We start from the raw sequence: 25,039 nt of genomic DNA on the forward strand, positions 1-25,039 counted from the left end.
TGTTTTTAGCGAAGGATTGTGATTATGAATAAACCTGTTCGGATTATGATGGCCGCGGTGATAGTGAGCACTTTGTCATTTTCGGCGGCTGCTTCGAATTGCAGCTTCCTGAGCAACTCGGCCATGAGTTTTTTTACAAAAGATGATTGGCAGTTGTCCAAGGCGGCGCTCAGTGACGCACTCAATCATTCCCGGGATGGCATAAAAGTGGCCTGGCATAATCCCCGTACCGGCAGCCATGGCATTTATGTGCCTTCCCATACCACCCATACACATGGGTCGGTTTGCAGGCATCTTAAAATCCTGAATACAGCTAACCTGGTGAATGAGAAAGCCAGTTATACCTTCTGTAAATTACATAATGAGTGGAAAATCGTCTGATAACGTCAGCCGGTTGAACCCCTTCATTTTGACACATGCGGCGGACGGCTTGCTCATTCAGTTGAGCGGCGGCGTGTGACTGCTATCTATCATGTTATTTTTATGATGAAAAGAATCTGACTTCGGGCTGGCGCGGGCTTTGCTTCATCGGAGAAACGGGATAAGGATTGGGTTACAATAAATAAAAGACAAACATGACTTTCAGGGATAGGATAGGGTTCACTTTCAGTACAGGTCTTGGATTTTTGCTGTATTCGAGTAAACTTAGCCGCAAAACAGACCAACAGGAAGATTGTGATGACGAAATCGCGGAGTGATCTTGATCCCGTAGAAACAAAAGAATGGCTGGATGCGCTTGCCTCTCTGGTGAAGTACGAGGGCAGGGAGCGCGCTCAGTATGTTTTGCAAAAACTGCTCGATGAAGCCAAAAAGAAAGGCGTGACGTCAGGCGTTTCGCCATTGGTTACTCCTTATATCAATACCATACCAGTTGATCAGCAGCCGGACTACCCGGGTGACCTCAAGCTTGAGGCAGCGATTGAAGCATATATACGCTGGAATGCGGTCGCCATGGTATTGTTAGCCAGGAAACAGGCGGGTGGTATCGGCGGTCATTTGTCTTCATTCGCTTCTATCGCAACGCTTTATGAAGTGGGTCTCAATCACTTTTTTCGCGGCCCGACCAGTGAGTCTGCGGGCGACCTGATTTACTTCCAGGGCCACTCTTCTGAAGGTAATTATGCCAGAGCCTATCTGGAAGGCCGTATTCAGGAAAAGCAATTGCAAAACTTCCGTCGGGAAGTGGATGGTGAAGGGATTTCTTCCTATCCACATCCCTGGCTGATGCCTGATTTCTGGCAGTTTGCCACTGTCTCTCTTGGCCTCGGCATGCTGCAGGGTATTTACCAGGCACGGTTTTTAAAATATCTGGAAAACCGGGGTTTGATGGCTGCGAATGATCGCAGGGTATGGGTTTTTTGCGGTGATGGTGAAATGGATGAACCGGAATCCATGGCGGGGCTTGCGTTTGCAGCCCGCGAACAACTCGATAACCTGATATTTGTCGTGAATTGCAATCTGCAGCGTCTGGATGGACTGGTTCGCAGCAATTACAAAGTGGTGCAGGAACTTGAACGTTTATTTCACGGCGCGGGCTGGAATGTGATCAAGGTCTTGTGGGACAGCCGCTGGGATAAACTGTTTGAGAAAGATTCATCCGGTGCTTTGCTTAAGCGTCTGGATGAATGCGTGGATGGCGATTTGCAGACGGCTTATGCGCGCGGTCCTGCTTACCTGCGCGAGTTCCTTTTTAATACGGATGAATTAAAAGCTCTGGTCGCTGACTGGACAGATGAAGAATTGGGACGTCTGAGCCGGGGAGCGCATGATCCCCTCAAGATTTTCGCGGCTTATTCCGCCGCAGTGCGGCACCAGGGACAACCTACCGTGATTCTGACCCAGGGTGTAAAAGGTTATGGACTGGGTACCGGGACGGCGGAAAGCAGGAATGTCGCGCATAACTCGCTTGAGATGAGCGAACAGGAATTAAAAGCGTTTCGTGACCGTTTCAAGCTGCCCCTCGCGGATGAGGATCTTTTGAATTTCCGTTTCTGCAAGCCCGCAGACGACAGCCCGGAAATGCACTACATGCGGTCGCGGCGCGAAAAGCTTGGCGGTCATCTTCCCATGCGCCAGGTAATGCCCGGTCCCCTGGAAGTTCCCGGGCTGGATGCATTTGACTCTGTTTTACAGGGATCCGCCGACAGAACCATGTCTACCACCATGGTCTTTGGCCGCATCCTGAATGTGCTGCTTAAAGACAAATCCATTGCCCAGCGCATTGTCCCTATTTTTTCTGATGAAGTACGGACATTTGGTCTTGAGGCATTATTCCGCCAGATAGGCATTTATTCTCCCCTGGGTCAGCTTTATACACCCGAGGACAAGGAACAGTTTCTTTATTACAAGGAAGCAAAAGACGGGCAGGTGCTGGAAGAAGGCATCACCGAAGCAGGATGCATGTCATCCTGGATTGCCGCCGCGACTTCTTACGCCACGCACCGCTATCCCATGATTCCATTTTTTGCCTATTACTCCATGTTTGGATTTCAGCGTGTCGGTGATTTCATCTGGGCAGCGGGTGATATGCGCGCGCGCGGGTTTCTCATTGGCGCGACCGCGGGACGTACCACGCTGGAAGGCGAAGGCTTGCAGCACCAGGACGGCACCAGCTTGCTGGCCGCCGCTAATGTTCCCAATTGCCGTGCCTATGATCCTGCGTTTGGATATGAAATGGCCGTGATCATTCAACATGGTCTCAAGGAAATGTATGCTGAGGAAAAAGATGTCTTTTATTATGTGATGGCCATGAATGAGCGCTATGTGCAGCCTGCCATGCCCAAGGGAGTGGAGGAAGGCATTATCCGCGGCATGTATTTGCTAAGCAGCGGAAAGAAAGGTGCACACAAGGTTCAGTTGTTTGGCAGCGGCGCGATTTTGAATGAAGTGATTGCTGCGGCAGACTTGCTGAAACAGGATTTTGATGTCTCAGCCGATGTCTGGAGTGTGACCAGCTTTAGCGAATTGCATCGTGACGGTTCAGCGACAGAGCGCGCGAATATGCTGGCTCCGGAAAAGAAACCCGGCGTGCCTTATGTGACGAAATGTCTGCAAGAGCATCCCGGGCCGGTAATCGCGGCGACTGATTATGTGCGCGCCTATGCAGATCTGGCCAGGCCGTATCTGGACCGTACGTATGTGACATTGGGGACGGATGGTTTTGGACGCAGTGATACGCGTGAAAATCTGCGTCGTTTCTTTGAGGTCGACCGCTATTATATAGTCGTGGCTGCCTTGTATGCGTTAATGAAAGACGGCGCCGTATCCGCCGGCCAGATCACAGCCGCAATGAAAAAATATGGTATTGATCCCAAGAAGCCCAATCCTGTGACAGTATGAAAAATCATGTTGTCATCCGCCTTATCCTCGTGATAATGAGGATGAGGATAAATTGGTATTGACCTGGACAATGGAGGATAAGACGTTGGCATTGAAGAATATTACTACCCCGGATTTAGGCGGCGCCGCTGATGTGACTGTGATTGAAGTGCTGGTGAAACCAGGCGATAAAATCGAGGCTGATGCGCCCATTGTGACGCTGGAATCTGACAAGGCCACGATGGAAGTGCCGGCCGCGGAAGCGGGGATAGTCAGGGAAATCAAAGTCAAAGTGGGTGATAAAGTCTCCAATGGTTCTATCCTGGCGACACTGGAGGCCGCCGCGGGCGTTGCAGCGCCAAAAGTGGCTGCCGCAGAAACACCGACAGTGAAATCACCTGAAAAGCCGGCTGAAGTACCGGTAGAAAAACCGGCGCCCGCCGTCCGGCAGCCAGAAATACCTGTTCCAGTGAAACAAGTCTTGACCGGCACCGTTCAATCCGACAGCGATGTGCATGCCGGTCCGGGCGTGCGGCGTCTTGCACGGGAATTCGGTGTCAATCTGACGCAAGTCGCGGGCAGCGGTCCCAAATCGCGCATCCTGAAAGAAGATGTGCAGGCGTATGTGAAAGGCCAGTTGTCACAAATACAGTCCGGCGGCATGTCTCTGTCCTTCCCGCCCGCGCCGGTCGTGGATTTTTCCAAGTTTGGGCCTGTTGACACGCAGGCACTGTCCCGCATCAAGAAAATTTCGGGCAAAAACCTGCAGCGCAACTGGATGATGATTCCTCATGTGACTCAATTCGGCGAGGCGGACATCACATCCCTGGAAGAGTTCCGGCTGGCGCACAAGATTGAGATGGAAAAACAGAAAATCAAATTGACGCCGCTGGTTTTTATCATGAAAGCAGCCGTTGCGTCGCTGAAGGCGTTTCCGCATGTCAACGCTTCGCTTGACACATCCGGCGAAAATCTCATTATGAAAAAATATTTTCATCTGGGCGTTGCCGTGGATACACCGGATGGTCTGGTGGTGCCGGTGATTCGCGATGTGGATAAAAAAGGGCTGGTGGATCTTGCCAGGGAACTGGCCCAGGTCAGTGAAAAGGCGCGCAATAAACAATTGGTGCCTGGAGACATGCAGGGCGGCTGCTTTTCAATTTCCAGCCTGGGGGGGATAGGCGGGACCGCGTTCACGCCCATCATCAATGCGCCTGAAGTCGCGATCCTGGGTGTTTCCAAATCCAGCTATAAACCTGTCTACCAGGACGGTGCTTTTGTACCGCGCCTGATGCTCCCCTTGTCTTTGTCTTATGACCACCGGGTGGTTGACGGTGCGGATGGCGCACGCTTTATCACGCATTTAGGTAATATGTTGTCTGACATTCGTAATTTGTTGCTATAAGGATTAATAAAAATGACTATGCAAACTGAAGTAGTGGTAATCGGCAGCGGTCCCGGCGGATATACAGCCGCTTTCCGCGCGGCGGACCTGGGCAAGAAGGTGGTCCTGGTGGAACGATATGATACGCTGGGAGGCGTGTGCCTGAATGTGGGCTGTATTCCTTCCAAGGCGTTATTACATGCTGCCAAGGTGATTGATGAAGCTTCTGAAATGTCTGAGCACGGTGTGCAGTTTGGCAAGCCCAAGATTGATCTCAAAAAGCTGCTGGAATGGAAAAACAGTGTGGTAGCCAAGCTCACAGGCGGTGTGAAAACGCTTTCCAAGGTGCGCAAGGTTGAAGTCGTGACCGGCGTCGCCCGGTTTGTTTCGGAACATGAAATCGAAGTGACCAAAAAGGATGGTTCAAAGGAAACCGTGAAATTCGAAAATGCCATCATTGCGGCGGGCTCCCGTCCGGTGAAACTGCCGTTCCTGCCTGATGATCCTCGTATTGTGGATTCCACCGGCGCGCTGGAACTGGCTGATGCCGGCGGCAGGATGCTGGTCATAGGCGGCGGGATTATCGGTCTTGAAATGGCTACGGTTTATGAAGCGCTGGGCACGGAAATTACCATAGTCGAATTAATGGATCAGATCATTCCGGGTGCGGATAATGATGTGGTCATGCCGTTGTACAAGCGTATCAAGTCACGCTATAAAAATATCTACCTCAAATGCAAGGTTACTAAAGTCGAGGCTAAAAAAGACGGTTTGTATGTGACCTTTGAAGGCGAGAATGCTCCGCGCGAACCTGAAAAATTCGACCGTATACTGTGCGCGGTGGGCAGGCGCCCGAACGGCGACCAGATTGACGCGGCCAAGGCCGGTATCCAGGTGGATGAGAGGGGATTTATTGCGGTGGACAAGCAAATGCGCACCAATGTGCCGCACATTTTTGCCATCGGCGATGTGGCGGGTAATCCCATGCTTGCGCATAAGGCCATGCCCGAAGGCCGTGTTGCCGCGGAAGTGATCGCGGGATTAAAGCATTACTTCGATGCAAAATGTATCGCCAGTGTTGCCTATACCGATCCGGAAGTGGCCTGGGTGGGAGTGACTGAAAATGAAGCCAGGGCCAAAGGCATCAAGTATGGGAAAGGCGTGTTTCCCTGGGCCGCCAGCGGACGCTCCCTCAGTCTGGGCCGCAGTGAAGGCATGACCAAGCTGATTATTGATGAAACAACACATCGTGTGATAGGCGCGGGAATTGTGGGCCCCAATGCGGGCGAACTGATTTCCGAAGCCGCGCTGGCGATTGAAATGGGTTGTGATGTGGAAGATATCGCCCTCACCATTCATCCGCATCCTACTCTTTCCGAAACTGTCGCGCTGGCTGCCGAAGTGTTTGAAGGAACTATTACAGATTTGTACATGCCCAAGAAAAAGACGGAAAAAGCCGGAAGTTAGCAGCCGGAGCGCCGCATACCCATCTGATATGAGGATACCTGTGATATACGCGATCAAGTGAATCGCGTGTCCAGGTATCCATTTTTTAGACCGGAAAGTTAAAGCAAGGTTATTTTTTTACACTCATTTTTTTTGATGAGTGTGGAATTTCACTCTATCCACATCCTCCTTTCAGATTTTTTTAATCTTTACGCGCTATGATCAAAGTGGGAAGCTATTATTTGTGAATAAAATGAAAACAGGAGGTTGCCATGATAGGGAGAAATAATGATGAAGAAGATTCATCCACCGTTGTGTTGCCCCCGCCGGCAAATTTCAGTCAGAACAGACTGCTTGCTCAAATCAATAATTATTTAAAAGCATTTGGTCGCAAACCATGGGATACAAAAGGATATTGTCATGGTCTGGCTCTGGTGTGGCTGCAAAAAATGGCTGATTATCGCGAAGAAGAATATTACGCAGTCATCAAAAAAATCATCAACCAGCCGCTGGAAAAAATCCGTGAACTGGATGAGGATATTGATGTGCAAAAGTTTATCGCACAAATCGAATTTGCTCAAAACAGTCTTCATTATGGTTATGGTCAGCTCATCAGGCAGAAAGATGTGGACAAGATTCTTGACGCGCCCACGGAATTGTATATGAACACGTATTTTTCAACGAAATTCCTTTCCAAAACACTGGGTGAGCGGGCTAAAGCCTATCCGGCGATTACTGTTTCCAGCAACAACAGGTATTCTCATACGATTGGTATATTTTATCGTGATGACAAGTATTATGTTTTTGATGCCAATTACAGAGCGGGCCGTGCACGGGAGTATTATGTTCCCATGTCTGCCGCGCTGGAAGCATCGCGGTGTTTGTATGATCGTTTAGGCGTGAAGTGCTGGCAATGGCGTCATGAGGAAGTAGCCATGGTGCACCCGGTGCCATCTCCTGTTACCAGCATTGCCAAAAGATCCGCGGTAAACACCATGACGTTGTTTCCGCCTGCGAGAGTGGCGGATGAATCTGTGACAAAAGCTGAAGCCCGGGATACAGCCGTTCAAAGGCATGCAATACTCTGTAAATGATAGCCGCGGGCGCAGATGACTGGATAAGAGTGCTCAGGTTCGGCAGCCGCTGGGAGCGAAGCAGTCATGGCAAAGGACTGATACGGCTCAATGAATGCTCTCGCCGCTAGTCGTGCTGCCATTGTAATTCTGTTTCGCTGTTTTCGCTGGCGAGTCTGCGCGCGGTGACAAAGAGCAAATCCGAAAGCCGGTTCAGGTAGCGCAAAATTTGCGGATTTTCCAGTGTGACCTGGCGGTGCAGTCTGACCATGCTGCGTTCCGCGCGGCGGCAAACCGTGCGCGCCACATGGCACGCGGCGGACGGGGGAGTGCCGCGCGGCAGGATAAATTCCTTGAGCGGCGGCAGGGTTTGATTCCATGCATCCAGTGTTTCTTCCAGGCGCGTGACTTTTTCAGCGGTAATGGCGGCGCGCTGGGGCAAATGCAATTCTCCCCCCAGATCAAACAAATCGTTCTGTATTTGTGTCAGTACGGTTTCAACCGCTTTGTCGCGTATTTGCAGTGAGACGATAAAACCGATTACAGAATTCAATTCATCAACCGTTCCCAGCGCCTCAATTAACAAATCATCTTTGGGCAGGGGCTTGTCTCCCAGTGTGGTATAACCTTCATCTCCTTTGCGCGTGTAAATCTTCGTCAGTCGATAGGGCATGCGGTTTGTCTCTCTGAAAAATACCTATACTATACTGCCGGTTATTATCCTGAAGCACGTTTTTTGTGCTAAAGAATCCATTGATGAAAACCTGTTGTTACCAGGGAGGCTCTGAATCGCAAAAAGCGCTATTCGGGATGACGTAAACAGGAAACACGCTCCCCAGAATGACTGCACTCTTGACGCGCATGCTGTCTTGAGAGATAACAAGCCATGTCGTGCTATTATGGATGGTGAGCGCATTGTGAGAACGAATCCTGATTCAAGGAATTGATTTCCCGTTATGTTGAGAACGTTATACCCCTCAGATCTGGATCAGTTATTGACGATAGAAAATGCCGTACATGTCGTTCCCTGGACTGATACGACATTCAAGGCGTGTTTTCAGGCGGGTTATGTGGGCTGGGTCGTGGAAATCGACAAGAAAATCGCAGGGTTCATTATTATTTCCATCACGATAGAAGAATGTCATATCCTGAATCTGGGCGTCGCCAATGAATACCAGCACCAGGGATGGGGCAGAAAACTGCTGCAGCATGCGCTGTTCCACGCGCGGGACCACGGTGTGGGCATCGCCTATCTTGAAGTCCGGCGTTCCAACAGCCGGGCTATTGCACTCTACAGAAAAATGAAATTTCATCTTGTCGGCGAGCGCAAGGATTATTATCCCACTGTGTCAGGTCATGAAGATGCCCTGATTTTCGCGATCAGCCTGCACGACTTCAAGTAATAACGTGACCCTGGCCGCTGGCCTTGCATATACCCTGGATTCCAGGGCGAAAACTTGTTAAATTGTCGCCCATTAGCATAAAAGGTTTACATCATGATTGAAATTACATCCATGCGGAACTACCTCAAGGAATTACAATCCCGCCTAGACGGTATCTGGGGGTATCTTTGAGATTGATCAAAAGAAGATAAGATTGACCGGGATCCGGCAGGAACTGGAATCGCCGGACATCTGGAAGCAGCAGGAAAAAGCCCAGGCATTGGGCAAGGAACGCTCCCAGCTGGAAGAAGTGGTCGATATGATGGAAGCGCTGCGAAAAAACCTGCACGATACCGAAGAACTGTATGAACTCGCTACGGCAGAAAATGACACCGATACCCTGGAAGCGATTTCCAGAGATGTGGAAAAACTGACCAAAAAGATTGAAGACCTCGAGTTTCGCCGCATGTTCTCGGGCGAAATGGATGCGAATAATGCTTACATGGATATTCAGTCCGGGTCAGGCGGAACAGAAGCCCAGGACTGGGCAAACATGTTGCTGCGCATGTACCTGCGCTGGGGTGAGCGGCATGGATTCAAGGCCGAGTTGATTGAAGTGTCTCCGGGTGAAGTCGCGGGCATCAAAAGCGCAACAGTCAAATTCGAAGGCCCGTATGCCTATGGCTGGCTGCGCACGGAAAGCGGTGTGCACAGACTGGTACGCAAATCGCCGTTTGATTCCAATAACAAGCGTCACACTTCATTCGCCTCGGTTTTTCTTTCACCTGAAATTGATGATGACGTGCAGATTGAAATCAATCCCGCGGATTTGCGTGTGGATACGTATCGTGCCGGCGGTGCGGGCGGACAACATGTCAACAAGACGGATTCCGCAGTCAGAATTACACACTTGCCCACGAATATTGTGGTGCAATGCCAATCAGAGCGCTCCCAGCATAAAAATCGCCACCAGGCCATGAAACAATTGCGCGCGAAACTGTACGAACTGGAAATACAGAAACAGGAAGACAAGCAGGCGGCGCTGGAAGCAAACAAGAAAGATATTACCTGGGGCAGCCAGATTCGCTCTTATGTGTTGGATATGTCGCGAATCAAGGATTTGCGGACTGGAGTAGAAGTCGGCAATACCCAGGCGGTGCTGGATGGAGATCTGGATAAGTTCATAGAAGCCAGTCTGCTGGCGGGATTGTAACGCGCTGCGGTGAGCGCGTGATATGCTCGGACATTGGGTTCAAATAGAAATTGGATAGAGAATATGTCAGATAAAAACCACGAACATGAAGCGCTGGACACGCATGACCTGATAGAGCAGCGCAGGCACAAACTGGAGGAATGGCGCAGGTCAGGCCGCGCCTATCCCACGGATTTCCGTCGTGACGCCCTGGCGGCTGACCTGCTGGATCAATATAGCGGCAAATCCGAGCCGGAATTGGAAGCGCATCCGGTGCGAGTGAAAGTCGCGGGCCGTATCATGACGCGTAGACTGATGGGCAAAGCGAGTTTTACCCATATTCTCGATATGTCCGGACGCATACAGCTTTATATACGCCAGGACGATGTGACTCAGGAAGTGTATGAAGCGTTCAAGCAATGGGATCTGGGCGATATCATAGGCGCAGAAGGCTTGTTATTCAAAACCAAAACCGGAGAGCTGTCTGTCAAGGTGCAAGCCATGCGGCTGTTGACAAAAGCGCTGCGTCCGCTGCCTGACAAATTTCACGGCTTGACGGACCAGGAAACACGATACCGGCAGCGTTACCTGGACTTGATCGCCAATGATGAAACTCGCCGCACCTTCATGATGCGTTCGCATATCACCAATTCCATACGCCGCTTCCTTCAGGAACGGCAATTTCTTGAAGTGGAAACCCCCATGATGCAGGTGCTCGCGGGCGGAGCGGCGGCGAAGCCGTTTGTCACACACCATCATGCGCTGGATTTGCCGCTGTTTTTGCGTATTGCGCCGGAATTGTATCTGAAGCGCCTGGTGGTGGGCGGATTTGAACGCGTTTTTGAAATCAACCGCAACTTCCGCAACGAAGGTGTGTCGACACAGCATAATCCGGAATTCACCATGCTGGAGTTTTATCAGGCTTATGCAGATTATCATGACTTGATGAATCTGACGGAAGAAATGTTCAGACAGATAGCAATGGATGTCCTGGGTCATACCCGGTTTTCTTATCAGAACATTGAATTTGATTTCAGCAAGCCGTTTGAGCGTTTGACCCTGAGGCAATCCATTTTGAAATTTAATCCTGCTCTATCGGAACGGGATATTGATTCGCCGGAGGCGATTAAAAACACGGCCGCTAAAATGGAAATTCCTTTTGAGGAAAATTACGGGCTGGGGAAAATGCAAGTCGTGATTTTTGACAAAACAGTGGAGCATCAATTGCTGCAGCCTACGTTTATCACGGCTTATCCGGCGGAAGTTTCCCCGCTTGCGCGCCGCAGTGACACGGATTCTTTTGTCACGGACCGGTTTGAATTATTTATAGCGGGACGCGAAATCGCGAACGGTTTTTCTGAATTGAATGACCCGGATGATCAGGCGGAACGTTTCCGCCAGCAAATGCTGGACAAGGCGGCGGGCGATGAAGAAGCCATGCCGTATGACGCGGATTATATCACCGCGCTTGAACATGGTCTTCCCCCGACAGCCGGAGAAGGCATAGGAATAGACCGGCTGGTCATGTTATTTACGGATTCACCTTCCATTCGTGATGTGATTTTATTTCCGCATATGCGTCCCCGGGAGTGACATCAGCAGAATGATTTGTGCGGCCGCCGGCGGATACGCTTAGCCTTGCCTTGCCATCAGGGATAAAATCTGAAAATATAGCAGCAGCACGCGGTTGCATTTGCCGCGCGGCGTTTCAACCATGGACGCACAACGGAGAGCAATGCCTGGGTATTGTTTTTTCGAAAAGGGAAATATCATGAGCTTGATTGAAAATCTTAATCTGGGTGAAGTTAAATCCATCACAGTCAATCAGCTTCTTATCCATTATCTCGCAAAAGGCAGCGGCTGGCGGTTTGATACCCTGCTGGAAAAAGAACCCGAAACCATTGCATGGATAGACAGCTTTCAGCCCGGGGAAATCCTTTGGGACATAGGCGCGAACGTAGGAATTTATACGATTTACGCCGCGAAAAAAGGCGTCAGGGTGGTTGCGTTTGAACCGCATTTCGCCAATTACTTTCAATTGTGCCTGAACGTGATGCTGAACAACCTGCAGGACCGCGTCCTGCCTTTGTGTCTCGCGCTCACGCATAAAAAGTCCGTTGATACCATCAATCTCGCCAGTGTGGATTTTGGCACGTCCATGTCCAGTTTCGGGAGCAATCTGGACTTTCGTGGGAACCCTTACCAGCCGGTATTTCGTCAAGGCATGGTTGGCTATGATATTGACAGTTTTATTGCCGATTTCAATTTGCCGGTACCCCATTATTTCAAAATTGATGTGGACGGAATCGAATTGGATATCATCCAGGGTGGAAGCCGGACGTTTGCAAATCCGGCAGTGAAATCGGTATCCATAGAGCTGATTGATTCAGACCATGAGCAAGTCATGGGGGTGACAAGAATCTTGAACCGCGGCAATCTGTATTTCGCTCATAAAAAACAAAACCCCGTTTTTGCGACTCCGGAAACAAAAGATGTCATGAATTTTCTTTACCAGCGTATCGCCTGATTATCACGGCAGAACCGTTTACACGCCGGCGCTGGGTTGCCGCTTGCGCGCAGATGACGAGTATGTCTTCTTGAAACCAATCTGATCCCAGGTAACACACTCATGAAATCACAACTGGGTTTTACATTCATGGAAATGATGGTTGCACTCCTGATCACAGCAGTGCTGACGGCGTCAGCTCTGCCAGTCTTGCGGCACTTCTATGAAAACACACAAGACGAGGCGGCGCTGGGACAATTAATGGACGCAATACGGCTTGCAAAAACCACGGTCACCACGCTCCGAAAACCAGTATCACTTTGTTTGATTGAAAATCAGGCCGCGTGTTCGGGCGGCCAGGGAAGAGGATATCTGGTATTTGTGGATGAGAGTGCTGACGGTGTGCCGAAAGCGCGGGAAAAAATCATTTTGATGTCACAGGCGCAATTTCGCCGCGCCTCTCTGCGCTGGCGCGCATTTCCATTTCATCGTAACCACATGTTGCTTTTACCCTACAATTTGACGCATGGTGATAATGGCACATTCTGGTATTGTCGAGAAGCGTTGGCGGTATGGGCTGTCATGATCAGTCAATCAGGACGCATGCGCACGTCTTATCCGGATGCAGACGGCATCATTAAAGATGCGCATGGCAAGCCGTTGAGCTGTGAAAAAACGGATAATTAAAACTCACATTAAAATATTAATTAAAAACGGGGCTTACCAGCATTCACTCACGCTGCCCGGTCCGCTCACGCCTTTTTGTGCGCTGGAATAGAGTATGAGCGCAGCACAGCGTTGATCATCTTGCGCTTGCTTGCCCAGCGGAATGGCGCGCAGCTGATACTCGCCGACGCTTGTTTGCTGAATCGCCAGGTGATACGAATTCCTGGCGATCACGTCCGGAAATTTCAAATCCGAAAGCGTTGCGCCGGCGTAACTATTATGTTCGATGTGAAACTGTTCCATGGCGACCGCAAGCCTGGCCAGCATGCCGGCGGCTTCCGCGCGCCGCGCCTGGACCATATATTGTGAATACAACGGCAGGCTTAACGCCGCGATAATGCCGGCCATCGCGATAGTCAGCAGAATTTCAATCAGGTGAAAACCTGATGCATTTTGAAAAGCCGTTTTCATATGTCATCCTTGAGCGATCATCCATTCAATTTAAGAGTGATATCCGCCAGGCGCTTGCCCAGCGCGAAGCACAGCCGCTGTTCTTCTTCTGTGACGGGATTTTTTCCTGACACGCCGGCGACATGAGACGCGCCGTAGGGCGTACCGCCGCTCTGCGTGGTATTAAGGTCTGGTTCGGTATAGGGGATGCCCAGCACAATAAAACCCAGATGAAACAAGGGCAGCATCATGCTGAGCAAGGTGGTTTCCTGGCCGCCATGCATGGTGGAAGTGGAACTGAACACGACAGCCGGTTTGTTGACCAGGCTGCCGGACAGCCAAAGACCGCTGGCCTGGTCGAGGAAATACTTCACAGGAGCTGCCATGTTGCCAAAACGGGTGGGGCTGCCAAGTGCCAGTCCCGCGCAATGTTTCAAATCATCCAGTGTCGCATAAGGTGCGCCGCTGTCCGGAATGTAGGGATCAGTGGCTTCAGTCGTCGGGGAAACAGGAGGCACGGTGCGTATTCTCGCTTCCAGGCCGGGCCGGGATTCAATTCCGCGCGCAATATATTGCGCCATTTGCTTGACTGACCCGTGACGGCTGTAATAAAGAACGAGCAGGTAAGACATGTAATGTTCCTCTTGGCCTGGATATCTCCGCAGACTGCTAACGGATTTTGTAAATGACCCAGTCTAGCGCAGAATCCGGCAGAATTCTCTTTAAAAATGCGAGTATGTGTGCCGGCAGGCCGATGTAATAACGGGTGCGCGGCCGCGGGCTTTCCAGCGCGTGAAGCAGTTTTTTGACTACTGCTTCCGGATGCTGCGCGATTTTCCTCTCCTGAGGAGCGAAATACGTTTGCTCCATTTTTTTATACGTTTTTTGATAAGGACTGGCGACAGTGTGTTTGAGGGTGCGTTGATATACCTGAAAGGCATTTTCTCGCAGATGCGTCGTAATCGGTCCGGGGTTGAGAATGGAAACGTGAATCGGTGTGCCGCGCAATTCCTGCCGCAATGTATTGCTGAAACCTTCAAGCGCAAATTTGGAAGCGTTATACGCGCCGTAAAACGGCATGGCGACCACGCCTAATATGGAACTGTTCTGTATGATACGCCCGTAACCCTGTCTGCGCATGATGGGCAATGTCAGGCGTACGAGTTCCATGGGGCCGAAGACATTGGTTTCAAACTGTGCCCGTTCCGCGTCGCGCGACAAGTCTTCCACCGCTCCGGCTTGCAAATAACCCGCGTTATTGAACAAGGCGTATAACGTCCCATCGGTGGCGTCAAGAATATGATCCAGGGCGCGGCGTATGGAGGGGGAATCATTGACATCCAGCTGCAAGGCGTCAAATCCATGAGCTTTGAGAGTTTCCACATCTTCGGGTTTTCTCGCTGTGGCGAAGACGCGATAACCGCGATCCTTGAGAAAGGCCGCGGCATGAAAACCGATGCCGCTGGAGCAGCCGGTGATCAGAATTGATTTCGATTCCATGTGTTACCCCGGGTGGTTGGGCGCAGATTTGCCGGTTATCGGCTGGTCGCAGGGCTTGCGCTGATTATCTTTCCGTAAGGATATTCATGCCGCATGCCGGTTGTCAAAGGGTGTGTTTATAGGGAATAATGAGTGGATTGGCGCGTTATACGCGCTTTTTTGATGATCATTTTTTAAAAGAATATTAAAAATATTAATTTTATCTGTACTGTCGATATCATATCTTATTAAAATATCTGGTTCTTAGAAACTGTCTCAATTTTAGGATTATTGCCGCGCAGGACAAGCAGCGGCCAAGTATTTCATCATTGTGATTGGGGTAAAGTATGCCAATTTATGAATATCAATGTTCTGTCTGCGGGCATCATTTGGAGGCCATCCAGAAGATGTCTGACCAGCCGCTGACAGATTGCCCTGAATGTCATCAGCCTGCTCTCAACAAGCTGGTTTCAGCCGCGGGCTTTCAGCTCAAGGGGTCAGGCTGGTATGTGACGGATTATAGTGCCAAGGGTAAATCCAAATCTGCCCAGGAATCAGCAGCTTCCACCGGGGGCAGCACAGAAACCAAGCCTGAGAACAGCGCGGGCAAGGAACCCGCCTCTTCCTCATCATCGACAGGTTCCGGCAGCACCGGTTCCGGAGAGGCTTCATGATTGCAGCCATACGCAAATATTTTATTTCTGGTCTATTGGTCTGGCTGCCAGTCATTATCACTCTTGTCGTGATCAAATTTCTGGTTGACCTGTTGAGCAAATCCTTGTTGCTGCTTCCGCCTGCTTTTCAACCTGATGTTTTACTGGGTTTTCATGTGCCGGGTATCGGCGTTGTCCTGACGCTTTTGGTGATCTTTTTTACCGGCTTGTTCGCGGCCAATTTCATCGGCCAGCGTTTGGTGGAAATGAGCGAGCGCATCATGACGCGTATCCCGCTCGTCCGTTCGGTTTACACCGGAGTGAAACAGGTTACCGAAACACTGTTCAAGCCGGGCGGCCAGTCATTCCGCAAGGTGCTGCTGGTGGAGTATCCCTGTCCCGGTGTTTTGAGCATTGCATTTCAGACTGGTGAAGTGGACGAAGTCATACAGGGGAAGCCCACGGGTGAAAGACTGGTCATTTATTTTATTCCCACCACACCCAATCCCACGTCGGGTTTTTTGATGATGGCTCCGAGGAGCAGGGTGAAAGAACTAGATATTAGCGTTGATCAGGCGTTAAAATTCGTGATCTCTTTAGGAGTGGTACAGCCAGGCTCGCTGCCGGTAAAAACAACTTATCCCTCTGGTCAATGAAAGTCTGAACCTGGGGATGCTTCAGACTGCGCGTGTATCTTGAGCCGCGCGGCTGGCAGGCGGTTGGCTTTGCGTTATTCAGGGCAAATTTAATCTAATACGAAGGTATCTCATGCGTAGTCATTATTGCGGACAAACGACCGCGGATTTGTTAGGCCAGGAAGTCAGATTGGCAGGCTGGGTGCATCGCCGCCGTGATCATGGGGGAGTCATATTCATTGATTTACGTGATCGCGAAGGGATAGTTCAGGTTGTGGTGGCGCCTGAGCAGAAATCGGCGTTTGCCAATGCTGAAACGGTGCGCAGTGAATATGTGATCCAGGTCAGAGGTACGGTGAGGAGACGCCCTGACGGTACCGTCAATCCCAATCTGCGCACGGGTGAAATTGAAGTCGCGGCGTCCGAGCTGGTCATTCTCAACCGCTCCGAACCATTGCCGTTTCCGATAGACGATGAATATCATGAAGTGGGTGAAGAAGCGAGACTGCGTTACCGCTATCTGGATATCCGCCGGCCTGAAATGCTGGAGCGCCTGAAAACACGCGCAGCCATTTCCCGTTATCTGCGCCGCTATCTGGATGAACAAGGATTCATTGACGTTGAAACTCCGGTGTTGACCCGGGCCACGCCGGAAGGCGCTCGTGATTACCTGGTTCCCAGCCGCACCAAGCCCGGCAGTTTTTTTGCTTTGCCGCAATCGCCCCAGCAATTCAAGCAGTTGTTGATGATGGCGGGCATGGACCGTTATTACCAGATTGTCCGCTGTTTTCGTGATGAAGATTTGCGCGCCGACAGACAGCCGGAATTCACCCAGCTGGATATTGAAACTTCTTTTTTGGGCGAGCATGAAATACAAGCCATCATGGAAAAAATGATACGCGGTCTGTTCGCTGAATTACTCGGTGTCAAACTGCCGGATCCTTTTCCACGCATGAGTTATGCGGAAGCCATGAGCCGCTACGGTTCGGACAAGCCGGACCTGCGCATCCCGCTGGAACTGGTGGATGTTGGCGACTTGATGAAGGAAGTGGAATTCAAGGTATTCGCCGAACCGGCGAAAGACCCGCATGGCCGTGTTGCCGCGCTGCGGGTGCCAGGCGGTGCCGCGATCAGCCGCAAGGAAATTGATGAGTACACCAGTTATATCAGTATTTTTGGCGCGCGCGGCCTTGCGTATATCAAAATCAACGCTGAAGGCAAGGAAGGCCTGCAATCACCCATACTCAAATTTCTGCCCGACTCGGTCGTGAACAGCATTCTTGAGCGGACCGGAGCGCAAGTCGGCGATATTATTTTCTTTGGTGCCGACAAAACATCCGTGGTGAATGAATCTTTGGGTGCCCTGCGTCTCAAGGTGGGCCAGGACCGCGGATTGGTGTCGTCAGACTGGCGCATTCTGTGGGTGGTGGATTTTCCCATGTTTGAAAAAGGCGAAGGCCGTCTCTCCGCATGTCATCATCCCTTCACGTCACCCAAGGCGGATACCGTGGAAGAATTGATGCGGGACCCCCACAACATGCTGGCGCGCGCTTATGACATGGTCTTGAACGGCAGTGAGATTGGCGGAGGTTCGGTGCGTATCAATTCATCGGACATGCAAAAAGCGGTTTTCAATATTCTCAATATCAGCGATGAAGAAGCGGAAGACAAGTTTGGACATTTGCTGACGGCAATGCGTCTGGGATGCCCTCCGCATGGCGGAATTGCCTTTGGTCTGGATCGTCTGGTCATGTTGATGACGGGCGCTTCATCGATTCGCGATGTGATTGCGTTTCCCAAGACACAAACGGCAAGCTGTCCTCTCATGGATGCACCGGCTCCCGTTGAACCGGAACAATTAATCGAATTAGGCATACGCGTTACCAAGGCAAAGGAATAAACCGATGGCAGGGCATAGCAAATGGGCAAACATCAAGCGACATAAAGCGAAAGTGGATGCCAAGCGCGGCAAGATTTACACGAAAATCATCCGCGAAGTGACGGTGGCTGCGAAAATGGGCGGCGGTGATCCCGGCTCCAATCCGCGGTTGCGGGCCGCACTGGATAAGGCCCAGGAAGCCAACATGACCAAAGATGTCATTGAACGCGCGATCAAGCGCGGTACGGGCGGCATGGAAGGTGAAAGTGTGGAAGAAATCCGTTATGAAGGTTACGGGCCGGGCGGTATTGCAGTGATGGTGGATTGCATGACCAATAACCGTAACCGCACGGTCGCTGAAGTCCGGCATGCTTTCACCAAGAGCGGCGGTAATCTGGGAACAGACGGCTCCGTGTCCTATCTTTTTAAAAAGCAGGGCCAAATGACTTTCGCACCCGGCGTGGATGAAGAACGATTAATGGAACACGCGCTGGAACTGGGTGTGGATGACGTTATTTCAAACAGTGATAAAAGTGTGGATGTCATCACCGGGCCGGACAACTTTATCATGGTCAAAGACGCTCTGGCCAAAGCAGGATTCAGGCCTGAACAGGCGGATGTTATCATGCGCGCTGAGACCAGTGTTTCTATTAGCGATAAGGAAACGGCTGAAAAAGTGATGAACCTGATCGATACACTGGAAGATCTGGATGATGTCCAGTCTGTTTATTCCAATGCTGATATCGCAGAAGAGATACTGAATGAATTGTCCTGATGGGCAGCGCCGTTCGCCCAGCCTGCGCCGGATGGATACAATCGTATTCCGGTGGAAACTGAGAGCGGGCTGCTGAATCCGGATGGTCCGGTGTGGAAATCAGTGCAAAGGATGTTCTTATGACGGTGATCATTGGAATTGATCCCGGGTCTCGCCGCACAGGCTATGGGGTGATCCGGCTGGAAGGCAACCGCCACGTTTATCTGGCCAGCGGTTATCTCAATCTGCTGGCATTTCCTGCGCATGAGCGTCTGCGTCAAATCTATCTCGGCCTGCAAAAAATCATGCAAACCTATCAGCCGCACGAGGCGGCCATTGAACAAGTGTTCATGCAGGAAAATCCCAATTCCGCTCTCAAGCTGGGACAGGCGCGTGGTGCCGCGATTGTTGCCCTGGATATTCCAGTGGCGGAATATTCGGCTCGGGCGGTAAAAAAATCCGTGGTCGGCCATGGTGCCGCGGACAAATCACAAGTGCAATTCATGGTGAAGCGCTTGCTAAACATAGGCGTAAGCTTGCAGCCGGATGCAGCGGATGCACTGGCGGTCGCATTGTGTCACGCACATGCACGCGGCATGAAAAAATGGGGTATTGAAAAATGACTGCGGCAGACTTGCTGCCGCGTCAGAGGGAGAGCGATTTTAAATTGCTCTGTGGAAATGGTGAAACTCCTGCGGCATCACATCGCTTTTCTGCACGTAGCGCATGTGCGGATTTTTTTTCGGATCAATTTTATCCGCGGCATCCTGCAAGGTCGCATTGATTAACTTGCGCTCCTGCAGCAGACGGGGAAGGTAGGCGCCGATGATGTCAGCCATGGGTGCCAGCAGCATGGTACTTATGCCGGATTGCAGGACAGGAAAAAGCGTGTCATGCAGGGACGGGTTTCCAGCGATGGTGTTGGCGAGAACATTGAGTCGCTGGATATGCGCCGCCACATCCGCTTCGGACAAATCCTGTGTCCGGGTTTTGGCTGCCAGATCGGAATAAGACGCATATTGTTCATTCGTTGCCAGATGTTGTCCGAATTGCTGCAAGACATTTTTGACAGCGGCACAAAAGAATTGATTAATGACAGGCTGGAGGCGGTCGGTCGTCAGTTGTTGCAGTCGGCTAGAGAGTGCGACGGCTTGATCATAGGGATTACAAAATTTGCTATGTTCACAAATTTCCCGCATTTCGGCGTATTTTTGCAGCAGATTCTGTTCATCCGAATTCTGGTGCACCATGGCGGCGCCCAGCTCGCTGGCATAAGACAGGATACTGCCTGGCGTGCAAAACCATTTTTTCTCCAGTAGCAACGCATGATTTAACGAGGCAGAACCCAGCTGAGCCTGACACAGGGCGCGGTAGACGACAGAAGAGCAGTTATTATCGAACCAGCCAAAATTTTCCTGATTCGGCTTGAAATGATTTTTCCACCAGTCATAAACCGCCTGCTCCGAAAGGCCATATCCGCACGATTCCTCTGTCGGCAGAATGACGACGGAGGCGGCGCGGGATGTCCGGCTGGCAGAATCTTTGAGCCGGTCGTGGTCCAGTTCATGCAGCCGGAAGCCGGCTAGTGAGCGTTCATTTGCCGGAAAAAAACTGATATAGAGATTTTTATCTCTGCACAGGCCGGTTAATCCTATGGCCAGATGGCTGGTGGAATCAGGGTAGTAAACAACGATGATCATGCAAGCCTCATTTGTGTGTTGGGTATTTATTTTTTTTGTTGGCGCGGTGGCGGCTCATCCGCGACGATATTGGCTGAATCATATCAGACTGTGTAATTAATAATCAACCCCTGTCCAGCACAGCTATGCTGTGCTGTGGGAAAGAATATCAATTGTTTATTGAAAACTCCTGTGCAGCCTATATCATTGAGGGATCATTCGGGCAAGGATTTCACGGCACATGATTGGACAAATACGCGGCATCATTCTGGAAAAGCAACCGCCACAATTACTGGTGGATGTCCAGGGCGTGGGATATGAAATCGATGCTCCCATGAGCACGTTTTATCAATTGCCGGATCCGGGCCAGGAAATTACCTTGTTTACGCACTTCGTGGTGCGTGAAGATGCGCATCATCTTTATGGATTTTATACGCGCGACGAGCGGTTATTGTTTCGTACGCTGTTAAAAGTGAACGGCGTTGGTCCGCGCCTCGCGCTGACCATTTTATCCAGTATCGCACCCGATGAATTCGTGCGCTGCGTGTTGAACAACGACACCGCGAGCCTGGTGCGTTTGCCCGGGGTAGGTAAAAAAACGGCGGAACGTCTGGTAATAGAAATGCGGGACAAGCTTTCAGACTGGTGCCAGGCGGTGCCAGTGAATGGGGCGGATTTGCTGAAGCAGGATACACAAGGCCGTCATCAGGTTTTACAAGACGCCATCGCGGCGTTGGTTGCGTTGGGCTACAAGCAGCAGGAAGCCAACCGCACGGTTACCCGGATTGATGATGGCGCGGCAAGCAGCGAAGAACTGATACGCAGGGCGTTACGGGAGATGATGTAATGATGCAGACCGACAGGATAATCGCGCCGGAACAACAGGAAAATGATCCGGTTGACCGCGCGCTGCGCCCCAGGCAGCTATGCGATTATATAGGCCAGGATTCCGTGCGCGAGCAAATGGATATCTTTATTCGCGCGGCGAAAGCTCGCAGCGACGCGCTGGATCACGTGCTGATTTTCGGGCCGCCGGGCTTGGGAAAGACAACGCTGGCCAATATCATCGCGAATGAACTGGGGGTGGGGCTGAAACAGACTTCAGGCCCGGTGCTGGAGCGGCCTGGGGATGTCGCCGCCCTGTTGACCAACCTGCAGGCAGGAGACGTCTTATTTATAGACGAAATTCACCGTCTGAGTCCCGTGGTGGAAGAAGTGTTGTATCCTGCCATGGAAGATTATCAGATTGACATCATGATAGGGGAAGGGCCGGCGGCGCGTTCCATCAAGCTGGATTTACCGCAATTCACGCTCATAGGCGCGACCACGCGCGCCGGTCTGTTGACTTCTCCCCTGCGTGACCGGTTTGGTATCGTGCAGCGGCTGGAATTTTATCAGATACCTGCTCTTACGCAGATCGTGATTCGCTCAGCGCAAATTCTCAATGTTGCCATTGATCAGTTGGGCGCGGAAGAAATCGCGCGCCGTTCGCGCGGAACACCGCGCATCGCCAACCGCCTGTTAAGAAGGGTGCGGGATTACGCGCAAGTGAAAGCCAATGGCAGCGTTACACGCGAGATCGTAAGACACGCACTGGATTTTCTCAATGTGGACAGCCAGGGTTTTGATGTTATGGATCAAAAATTATTACTGGCGCTAATGGAAAATTTTTGCGGCGGCCCGGTGGGTCTGGAAAGTCTGGCTGCGTTTATCAATGAAGAAAAAGGCACGATTGAAGATGTGATTGAACCCTTTTTGATACAACAGGGATTCATGCTGCGGACCCCGCGCGGACGTATGGCGACAAAACAGGCATATACGCATTTCGGATTAAAAACACCCGAGAAGCTGCAGGTCCCTCAGACAGCCAGTCTCTTTGAGAGTGTGGAATGAAACTATCCCGAAACCGGGCGGATTCATGGCTGCTAGAAGCAGGTTGGGCGCGGGCAGGTCAGGTGGCAGAGCAGGACAACAGGGTGGTGATGATGAACGAACATTTTTATCCATTACGGGTTCACTTTGAAGATACGGACTGTACCGGTGTGGTGTATCATGCGAATTACCTTAAATTCATGGAGCGCGCCCGTTCCGAATGGATAGATTCCCTGGGCATAGGCGCTGACTGGCGTGAATCCGCAGGCGTTCATTTTTTGGTCCACTCTCTGCGTATCCAGTTCATGCAGCCTGCGAGGCTGCATGACCGCATTGAAGTGGTGAGCAGGATTCTTTCGGTGCGGGCTGCCAGTATTATTTTCGATCAGTGTTTGCGCTTGGACAGTATGCCCGATAAAATATTATGCAGGGCGGAAATTAAGATTGCCTGTGTTGATAAAGATATGCTGCCGAGGGCCATACCGGAAGCACCCATTTTAGAGTCGATTCGGAGATCATTATCGTGAATTATGATGCCAGTTTGTTAGGTTACTTTATACATGCCAGTTTGGTGGTCAAGATTGTCATGCTGATCCTGGTTGGTGCCTCGATTTTTTCCTGGACCTATATTTTGCAGCGTGGATTTTATCTGAAAGACATCGACAAGGCGGCGGGCAAATTCGAGCAGGCATTCTGGTCGGGGGAAGATTTGTCCAAGCTGTACTCTGCGGGCAGCAGAGGGCGTGGATCCCTGGAAGGATTAGAAGCGATTTTTTACGCCGGTTTCAAGGAGTTTCAACGTTTTCGCAAACAGGCTGGCGCCACCATGGAATTGGTGATGGAAAATACCAGACGCGCCATGCGTGTCGCGCAAATGCGTGAACAGGACAAACTGGAAGCCCATTTGCCGTTTCTCGCCATTGTGGGTTCGACCAGTCCTTACGTTGGTCTGTTTGGAACGGTCTGGGGTATCATGCAGGCATTTCGCGCTCTCGCCAATGTGCAGCAGGCGACTATTTCCATGGTCGCGCCCGGCATTGCCGAAGCCTTGATCGCAACAGCACTGGGATTGTTCGCGGCCATTCCGGCGGTGATTGCTTACAACCGTTTTATCACTGACATCGGCAGGTTGATGAACCGGTTTGACGCGTTTGAAGAAGAATTTACCAACATTCTTATCCGGCAGTCGCAGCATAATACTGCCAAACTCGAAGCAGTGGAGTAATTATTATGGCGCACATGCACCAACTCGGATCACGGCGCCCCATGTCTGATATCAATGTCGTGCCTTTCATTGACGTCATGCTGGTGCTTCTGGTGATATTCATGATTACCACGCCCTTGCTGACACAGGGTGTGAAAGTGGAATTGCCAAAAACAGCAGCGAAGGCCATGCCTGAGCAGCAAAAAGAACCCCTGATTGTAACGGTGGATTCCTCGGGTAATTATTATCTGAATCTCTCTGACAAGCCTAACCAGCCCATTACTGCGCGCACGCTCAGTCATCTTGTGACGACCCAGTTGTCTGCACAGCAGGGAGCGGAACAGCGGCCGGTTCTGGTGCGCGGCGACAAGAGTGTGAATTACGGCAAGGTTGTGGAAGCCATGGTGCTGCTGCAGCAGGCCGGCGCCAAAAGTGTCGGATTAATCACACAGCCAGCCTCTGCGGAAAAAACAGTGAGTTGACGGGGTAACATGGCGGCACCTCAAGAATCTAACAAATACTTTGTTTTCTCGACGGTTTTTCATATCGTTATTCTGGGTGTGCTGGTATTGAGCTTTGAGCGCGCCGCCACCTTGCCGGTTTTTGAAAATACGAACAAACAAGATGTGATCAGCGCGGTGGTTCTGGGAGACACGGATAAAAGCAGGATACTGCCCAGACAACTAGCTTCCCGACCCGTGCGCCAGCCGGTCAGGGAAAAACCTGATCCGGCGCCCAAGCCGCAGCCGGTCAGACAGCAAGTTCCTGCACAGGTAGAGAAAGAAGTCATCGCGCTGAAAAAGCCTGAAGACAAGAAAAAGCTGAAGCAGCAAAAAGCGCTGGAAGCATTAAAAAAACCCGATATTTTCGGCAAGGATTTACTGGCGGATATTAAGAAGCAGACGGACAAGCAGAAACTGAAAGAAAAAAAATTGCAGTCACAGTTTCAGAAAACCCTGCGCGAACAGGCGGAGCAAACCCTGCGGCAGCAAATCATGAATGAAGATATACGTCTGAAAAGCGCTGAAATGCATTTGTCGCAAGGTGAGGTCAACAAGTACAAGGCATTGATACTGCAAGCCATTAGTGAACACTGGATTATTCCCACGCAAGCCAACAAAAGTCTGTATTGTGAACTGATGATACGTGTCGCGCCCGGCGGCGCGGTACTGGATGTGCAAGTGACAAAATCCAGCGGCGATCCTTCACTTGATAGTTCGGCGCTCGCGGCGGTATTAAAAGCCTCGCCCTTGCCTGTTCCGTCCGAATCCTCCGCGTTTGAAGCCTTCAGACAGTTTGTTCTCAAGGTGAAGCCTGAAAATGTCCTGGATGGCGGGTTGGGCGTCGGTTAAAACCATAGCCGCTGTCTGCCAGAGTGCAGACGTCGAAATAAACATTTTTCATCTCTCCTGGCGGGCGGTATAGTATTTGTCAGTGTCTGTGAATTCTGGCCAATGCGCAGGATAC

At 51.1% G+C, this 25,039-nt stretch carries 26 protein-coding genes; 21 read left to right on the forward strand and 5 right to left on the reverse strand.

The window, feature by feature from the left end; translation table 11 throughout:
- Positions 1–24 precede the first annotated feature (24 nt).
- From AQULUS_RS02815 to AQULUS_RS02835, 5 genes are all read left to right on the forward strand, one after another.
- On the forward strand, positions 25–381 hold the full coding sequence (locus AQULUS_RS02815) for an RT0821/Lpp0805 family surface protein (RefSeq protein WP_148338409.1): 357 nt from the start codon (positions 25–27) through the stop codon (positions 379–381).
- Positions 382–675: 294 nt separating this feature from the next.
- Positions 676–3,339 carry a pyruvate dehydrogenase (acetyl-transferring), homodimeric type gene (gene aceE, locus AQULUS_RS02820; protein ID WP_148338411.1) on the forward strand — a complete coding sequence of 888 codons (2,664 nt, stop codon included), beginning with the start codon at positions 676–678 and terminating at the stop codon, positions 3,337–3,339.
- 85 nt (positions 3,340–3,424) lie between these two features.
- On the forward strand, positions 3,425–4,723 hold the full coding sequence (gene aceF, locus AQULUS_RS02825) for a dihydrolipoyllysine-residue acetyltransferase (RefSeq protein ID WP_232051820.1): 1,299 nt from the start codon (positions 3,425–3,427) through the stop codon (positions 4,721–4,723).
- A 6-nt stretch (positions 4,724–4,729) separates the two neighbouring features.
- Positions 4,730–6,169 (forward strand): dihydrolipoyl dehydrogenase, encoded by a 1,440-nt coding sequence (lpdA, locus tag AQULUS_RS02830; RefSeq protein WP_172622846.1) that lies wholly within the window; start codon positions 4,730–4,732, stop codon positions 6,167–6,169.
- Between the two features lie 251 nt (positions 6,170–6,420).
- The gene (locus AQULUS_RS02835; protein WP_148338415.1) at positions 6,421–7,242 is read left to right on the forward strand and encodes a hypothetical protein; all 822 of its coding nucleotides are present in this window, start codon (positions 6,421–6,423) and stop codon (positions 7,240–7,242) included.
- Positions 7,243–7,348: 106 nt separating this feature from the next.
- On the opposite strand, the gene AQULUS_RS02840 is transcribed toward AQULUS_RS02835, so the two are convergent.
- On the reverse strand, positions 7,349–7,894 hold the full coding sequence (locus tag AQULUS_RS02840; RefSeq protein ID WP_148338417.1) for a cob(I)yrinic acid a,c-diamide adenosyltransferase: 546 nt from the start codon (positions 7,892–7,894) through the stop codon (positions 7,349–7,351).
- Between the two features lie 283 nt (positions 7,895–8,177).
- Between AQULUS_RS02840 and rimI the strand changes: the two genes are divergently transcribed.
- The 5 genes from rimI to AQULUS_RS02865 all read left to right on the forward strand — a co-directional run bounded on the left by rimI (position 8,178) and on the right by AQULUS_RS02865 (position 12,988).
- A complete protein-coding gene (rimI, locus tag AQULUS_RS02845) occupies positions 8,178–8,624 on the forward strand; it encodes a ribosomal protein S18-alanine N-acetyltransferase (RefSeq protein ID WP_148338419.1) in 447 nt (148 codons plus the stop codon).
- A 93-nt stretch (positions 8,625–8,717) separates the two neighbouring features.
- A protein-coding gene (gene prfB / locus AQULUS_RS02850; RefSeq protein ID WP_148338421.1) for a peptide chain release factor 2 occupies positions 8,718–9,816 on the forward strand; the annotation gives its coding sequence in 2 pieces (ribosomal slippage) (positions 8,718–8,792 and positions 8,794–9,816; 1,098 coding nt in all).
- A gap of 63 nt (positions 9,817–9,879) precedes the next feature.
- A complete protein-coding gene (gene lysS, locus AQULUS_RS02855) occupies positions 9,880–11,388 on the forward strand; it encodes a lysine--tRNA ligase (protein ID WP_148338423.1) in 1,509 nt (502 codons plus the stop codon).
- Positions 11,389–11,566: 178 nt separating this feature from the next.
- Positions 11,567–12,322: an FkbM family methyltransferase gene (locus tag AQULUS_RS02860; RefSeq protein ID WP_172622708.1), complete on the forward strand. Its 756-nt coding sequence runs from the start codon at positions 11,567–11,569 to the stop codon at positions 12,320–12,322.
- Between the two features lie 102 nt (positions 12,323–12,424).
- Positions 12,425–12,988: a GspH/FimT family pseudopilin gene (locus tag AQULUS_RS02865; RefSeq protein WP_148338427.1), complete on the forward strand. Its 564-nt coding sequence runs from the start codon at positions 12,425–12,427 to the stop codon at positions 12,986–12,988.
- Positions 12,989–13,021: 33 nt separating this feature from the next.
- Here AQULUS_RS02865 and AQULUS_RS02870 read toward each other — a convergent pair whose 3' ends face one another.
- Genes AQULUS_RS02870 through AQULUS_RS02880 form a run of 3 tightly spaced genes read right to left on the reverse strand, consistent with a single transcriptional unit; the run spans position 13,022 to position 14,917 of the window.
- Positions 13,022–13,438 carry a type IV pilin protein gene (locus AQULUS_RS02870; protein ID WP_148338429.1) on the reverse strand — a complete coding sequence of 139 codons (417 nt, stop codon included), beginning with the start codon at positions 13,436–13,438 and terminating at the stop codon, positions 13,022–13,024.
- Between the two features lie 17 nt (positions 13,439–13,455).
- The gene (wrbA, locus tag AQULUS_RS02875) at positions 13,456–14,049 is read right to left on the reverse strand and encodes an NAD(P)H:quinone oxidoreductase (protein ID WP_148338431.1); all 594 of its coding nucleotides are present in this window, start codon (positions 14,047–14,049) and stop codon (positions 13,456–13,458) included.
- A 37-nt stretch (positions 14,050–14,086) separates the two neighbouring features.
- On the reverse strand, positions 14,087–14,917 hold the full coding sequence (locus AQULUS_RS02880) for an SDR family NAD(P)-dependent oxidoreductase (RefSeq protein ID WP_148338433.1): 831 nt from the start codon (positions 14,915–14,917) through the stop codon (positions 14,087–14,089).
- A gap of 326 nt (positions 14,918–15,243) precedes the next feature.
- Between AQULUS_RS02880 and AQULUS_RS02885 the strand changes: the two genes are divergently transcribed.
- The 5 genes from AQULUS_RS02885 (at position 15,244) to ruvC (ending at position 19,440) form a co-directional block, all read left to right on the forward strand.
- The gene (locus AQULUS_RS02885) at positions 15,244–15,570 is read left to right on the forward strand and encodes an FmdB family zinc ribbon protein (protein WP_148338436.1); all 327 of its coding nucleotides are present in this window, start codon (positions 15,244–15,246) and stop codon (positions 15,568–15,570) included.
- Positions 15,567–16,205: a DUF502 domain-containing protein gene (locus AQULUS_RS02890; RefSeq protein ID WP_148338438.1), complete on the forward strand. Its 639-nt coding sequence runs from the start codon at positions 15,567–15,569 to the stop codon at positions 16,203–16,205. Before AQULUS_RS02885 ends, AQULUS_RS02890 begins: the two co-directional genes overlap by 4 nt.
- A 112-nt stretch (positions 16,206–16,317) precedes the next feature.
- Positions 16,318–18,084, forward strand: coding sequence for an aspartate--tRNA ligase (gene aspS, locus AQULUS_RS02895; protein WP_148338440.1), 1,767 nt, complete (start codon positions 16,318–16,320; stop codon positions 18,082–18,084).
- 4 nt (positions 18,085–18,088) lie between these two features.
- The gene (locus AQULUS_RS02900; RefSeq protein WP_148338443.1) at positions 18,089–18,838 is read left to right on the forward strand and encodes a YebC/PmpR family DNA-binding transcriptional regulator; all 750 of its coding nucleotides are present in this window, start codon (positions 18,089–18,091) and stop codon (positions 18,836–18,838) included.
- Positions 18,839–18,957: 119 nt separating this feature from the next.
- Positions 18,958–19,440 (forward strand): crossover junction endodeoxyribonuclease RuvC, encoded by a 483-nt coding sequence (ruvC, locus tag AQULUS_RS02905; RefSeq protein ID WP_148338446.1) that lies wholly within the window; start codon positions 18,958–18,960, stop codon positions 19,438–19,440.
- Between the two features lie 39 nt (positions 19,441–19,479).
- Here the strand turns inward: ruvC and AQULUS_RS02910 are convergent, their stop codons facing one another.
- Positions 19,480–20,517: a hypothetical protein gene (locus tag AQULUS_RS02910; protein ID WP_148338449.1), complete on the reverse strand. Its 1,038-nt coding sequence runs from the start codon at positions 20,515–20,517 to the stop codon at positions 19,480–19,482.
- Positions 20,518–20,737: 220 nt separating this feature from the next.
- Here AQULUS_RS02910 and ruvA point away from each other — a divergent pair, with 220 nt between their 5' ends.
- Genes ruvA through tolA form a run of 6 tightly spaced genes read left to right on the forward strand, consistent with a single transcriptional unit; the run spans position 20,738 to position 24,924 of the window.
- The gene (gene ruvA / locus AQULUS_RS02915) at positions 20,738–21,343 is read left to right on the forward strand and encodes a Holliday junction branch migration protein RuvA (RefSeq protein ID WP_148338452.1); all 606 of its coding nucleotides are present in this window, start codon (positions 20,738–20,740) and stop codon (positions 21,341–21,343) included.
- Positions 21,343–22,389: a Holliday junction branch migration DNA helicase RuvB gene (ruvB, locus tag AQULUS_RS02920; RefSeq protein ID WP_148338454.1), complete on the forward strand. Its 1,047-nt coding sequence runs from the start codon at positions 21,343–21,345 to the stop codon at positions 22,387–22,389. The genes ruvA and ruvB overlap by 1 nt, the downstream gene beginning before the upstream one ends.
- Positions 22,386–22,895 carry a YbgC/FadM family acyl-CoA thioesterase gene (locus AQULUS_RS02925; RefSeq protein ID WP_197737278.1) on the forward strand — a complete coding sequence of 170 codons (510 nt, stop codon included), beginning with the start codon at positions 22,386–22,388 and terminating at the stop codon, positions 22,893–22,895. Before ruvB ends, AQULUS_RS02925 begins: the two co-directional genes overlap by 4 nt.
- The gene (gene tolQ, locus AQULUS_RS02930; protein WP_148338457.1) at positions 22,892–23,593 is read left to right on the forward strand and encodes a protein TolQ; all 702 of its coding nucleotides are present in this window, start codon (positions 22,892–22,894) and stop codon (positions 23,591–23,593) included. The genes AQULUS_RS02925 and tolQ overlap by 4 nt, the downstream gene beginning before the upstream one ends.
- A gap of 5 nt (positions 23,594–23,598) precedes the next feature.
- Positions 23,599–24,054: a protein TolR gene (gene tolR / locus AQULUS_RS02935; protein ID WP_408608924.1), complete on the forward strand. Its 456-nt coding sequence runs from the start codon at positions 23,599–23,601 to the stop codon at positions 24,052–24,054.
- A gap of 9 nt (positions 24,055–24,063) precedes the next feature.
- Positions 24,064–24,924: a cell envelope integrity protein TolA gene (gene tolA / locus AQULUS_RS02940; RefSeq protein WP_148338460.1), complete on the forward strand. Its 861-nt coding sequence runs from the start codon at positions 24,064–24,066 to the stop codon at positions 24,922–24,924.
- Positions 24,925–25,039 lie beyond the last annotated feature (115 nt).

The organism is Aquicella siphonis (assembly GCF_902459485.1).
In the GTDB taxonomy this organism is placed as follows: Bacteria; Pseudomonadota; Gammaproteobacteria; order DSM-16500; family DSM-16500; genus Aquicella; species Aquicella siphonis.

Bases quoted from the DNA above. Each gene is read 5' to 3' on its own strand.
- AQULUS_RS02890 (WP_148338438.1), top strand. From the start codon at position 15,567: ATGATTGCAGCCATACGCAAATATTTTATTTCTGGTCTATTGGTCTGG.
- tolA (WP_148338460.1), top strand. From the start codon at position 24,064: ATGGCGGCACCTCAAGAATCTAACAAATACTTTGTTTTCTCGACGGTT.
- AQULUS_RS02910 (WP_148338449.1), bottom strand. From the start codon at position 20,517: ATGATCATCGTTGTTTACTACCCTGATTCCACCAGCCATCTGGCCATA.
- AQULUS_RS02815 (WP_148338409.1), top strand. From the start codon at position 25: ATGAATAAACCTGTTCGGATTATGATGGCCGCGGTGATAGTGAGCACT.
- AQULUS_RS02840 (WP_148338417.1), bottom strand. From the start codon at position 7,894: ATGCCCTATCGACTGACGAAGATTTACACGCGCAAAGGAGATGAAGGT.
- AQULUS_RS02860 (WP_172622708.1), top strand. From the start codon at position 11,567: ATGAGCTTGATTGAAAATCTTAATCTGGGTGAAGTTAAATCCATCACA.
- ruvB (WP_148338454.1), top strand. From the start codon at position 21,343: ATGATGCAGACCGACAGGATAATCGCGCCGGAACAACAGGAAAATGAT.
- ruvC (WP_148338446.1), top strand. From the start codon at position 18,958: ATGACGGTGATCATTGGAATTGATCCCGGGTCTCGCCGCACAGGCTAT.
- AQULUS_RS02885 (WP_148338436.1), top strand. From the start codon at position 15,244: ATGCCAATTTATGAATATCAATGTTCTGTCTGCGGGCATCATTTGGAG.
- AQULUS_RS02865 (WP_148338427.1), top strand. From the start codon at position 12,425: ATGAAATCACAACTGGGTTTTACATTCATGGAAATGATGGTTGCACTC.
- AQULUS_RS02925 (WP_197737278.1), top strand. From the start codon at position 22,386: ATGAAACTATCCCGAAACCGGGCGGATTCATGGCTGCTAGAAGCAGGT.
- lysS (WP_148338423.1), top strand. From the start codon at position 9,880: ATGTCAGATAAAAACCACGAACATGAAGCGCTGGACACGCATGACCTG.
- tolR (WP_408608924.1), top strand. From the start codon at position 23,599: ATGGCGCACATGCACCAACTCGGATCACGGCGCCCCATGTCTGATATC.
- ruvA (WP_148338452.1), top strand. From the start codon at position 20,738: ATGATTGGACAAATACGCGGCATCATTCTGGAAAAGCAACCGCCACAA.
- AQULUS_RS02880 (WP_148338433.1), bottom strand. From the start codon at position 14,917: ATGGAATCGAAATCAATTCTGATCACCGGCTGCTCCAGCGGCATCGGT.
- wrbA (WP_148338431.1), bottom strand. From the start codon at position 14,049: ATGTCTTACCTGCTCGTTCTTTATTACAGCCGTCACGGGTCAGTCAAG.
- rimI (WP_148338419.1), top strand. From the start codon at position 8,178: ATGTTGAGAACGTTATACCCCTCAGATCTGGATCAGTTATTGACGATA.
- AQULUS_RS02900 (WP_148338443.1), top strand. From the start codon at position 18,089: ATGGCAGGGCATAGCAAATGGGCAAACATCAAGCGACATAAAGCGAAA.
- AQULUS_RS02870 (WP_148338429.1), bottom strand. From the start codon at position 13,438: ATGAAAACGGCTTTTCAAAATGCATCAGGTTTTCACCTGATTGAAATT.
- AQULUS_RS02835 (WP_148338415.1), top strand. From the start codon at position 6,421: ATGATAGGGAGAAATAATGATGAAGAAGATTCATCCACCGTTGTGTTG.
- aspS (WP_148338440.1), top strand. From the start codon at position 16,318: ATGCGTAGTCATTATTGCGGACAAACGACCGCGGATTTGTTAGGCCAG.